The sequence below is a fragment of the Pseudonocardia ailaonensis genome (assembly GCF_039531635.1).
Classification (GTDB): domain Bacteria; phylum Actinomycetota; class Actinomycetes; order Mycobacteriales; family Pseudonocardiaceae; genus Pseudonocardia; species Pseudonocardia ailaonensis.
The window spans coordinates 1-1,667 of the sequence record NZ_BAAAQK010000030.1 but is presented as its reverse complement, the minus strand read 5'-3'; the positions used below and the strand labels follow the sequence as shown (position 1 = coordinate 1,667).

Annotated in this window: 1 protein-coding gene; it reads right to left on the bottom strand. The window is 69.9% G+C overall.

The genetic code is table 11. The annotated features are described in order from the left end of the window. Positions 1–99: 99 nt before the first annotated feature. Positions 100–1,667 (bottom strand): 2-oxoacid:acceptor oxidoreductase subunit alpha (locus ABD324_RS35810; RefSeq protein WP_344427921.1); only part of this gene is annotated, 1,568 nt, incomplete at its 5' end.

Here is a 1,667-nt window from a genome sequence, read left to right as displayed (position 1 = left end):
GGACCTCCTGGTCGGAGGTGTAGTCCTTGGCGGTCTGCTTCTCGTCGGTGTGCGGGACGAGATCCAGCCCGCCCAGGACCGGCATGCCGAGGTCGGTGCTCACGCGGAGGTCTCCATCCGGACGGACGCGGCGAGGGACAGCAGGTCGAGATGCTCGAAGAACACGTCCTGCAGCTCCTCGGCCCGGAACGGCAGCCCGGAGACCTTCGTGTACGAGACGGCGTCGACGAGGAACTTCGCGCGCAGGAGCAGGACGAGCTGGCCCAGGTTCATCTCCGGCACCAGCACCCGCTCGTAGGAGGCCAGAACCTCACCGAGATTGGCCGGCATCGGGTTCACGTACCGCAGATGCGCCGTCGCGACCGACCTGCCCGCGGCCCTCACCCGCCGCGCCGCGGCTTCGATCGGCCCGTACGTGGATCCCCACCCCACCACGAGAAGTTCCGCCTGCCCGCCCGGGTCCGACACCGCGAGGTCGGGCACCGAAATGCCGTCGATCTTGGCCTGGCGCAGGCGCATCATCCGGTCGTGGTTGTCCGGGTCGTAGGAGATCGAGCCGCGCCCGTCGGCCTTCTCCAGGCCACCGATGCGGTGCTCCAACCCCGGGGTGCCGGGCACCGCCCACGGCCGGGCCAGGGTCTCGGGGTCACGCAGATACGGCCAGAACTCCCCGGACCCGTCCGGGGCGTTGGGCTCGGTCGCGAACCCCGGATCCACCGGCTCCAGCGTGGAGGCGTCCGGCACCTTCCACGGCTCGGACCCGTTGGCCAGCGCCCCGTCGGAGAGCACCATCACCGGGGTCCGGTACTTCACGCTCATGGCGGCGGCCTCGACCGCGGCGTGGAAGCAGTCACCCGGTGACTGCGGGGCGATCACCGGCAGCGGCGCCTCGCCGTTGCGCCCTAACATGGCCTGCAACAGGTCCGCCTGCTCGGTCTTGGTCGGCAACCCGGTCGACGGGCCGCCGCGCTGCACGTCGATCACCAACAACGGCAGCTCCAACGCCACCGCGAGACCGATCGTCTCGGCCTTCAGGGCGATACCCGGGCCGGACGTGGCGGTGACACCCAGGACCCCGCCGAACGAGGCGCCGAGGGCGGCGCCGACACCGGCGATCTCGTCCTCGGCCTGGAACGTGGTCACACCGAACGCCTTGTGCTTGGACAGCTCGTGAAGAATGTCGCTCGCAGGCGTGATCGGGTAGGCGCCGAGGAACACCGGCAGCCCGGTGACCCTGCCCGCCGCCACGATCCCGTAGGACATCGCCGTGTTCCCGGTGATCTGCCGATACGTGCCCGGCGCCAGCTTGGCCGGGGCGACCTCGTAGGTGACCGCGAACGCCTCGGTGGTCTCGCCGTAGGCGTGCCCGGCGCGGAAGGCCAGGATGTTGGCCTCGGCGATGTCGGGGCGCTTCGCGAACTTCTCCCGCAGGAACCGCTCGGTGCCCTCGTGCGGGCGGTGATACATCCACGACAACAGGCCGAGGGCGAACATGTTCTTCGCCCGCTCCGCGTCCTTCTTCGACAGGCCGGTCTCCTCCAGCGCACCCCGGGTGAGGGTGGCCATGGCGACCTCGTGGACCTGGAAGTCCGACAGCGACTCATCCTCGAGGGGGTTCTGCTCGTAGCCGACCTTGGTCAGGTTCCGCTTCGTGAACTCGTCGGTGT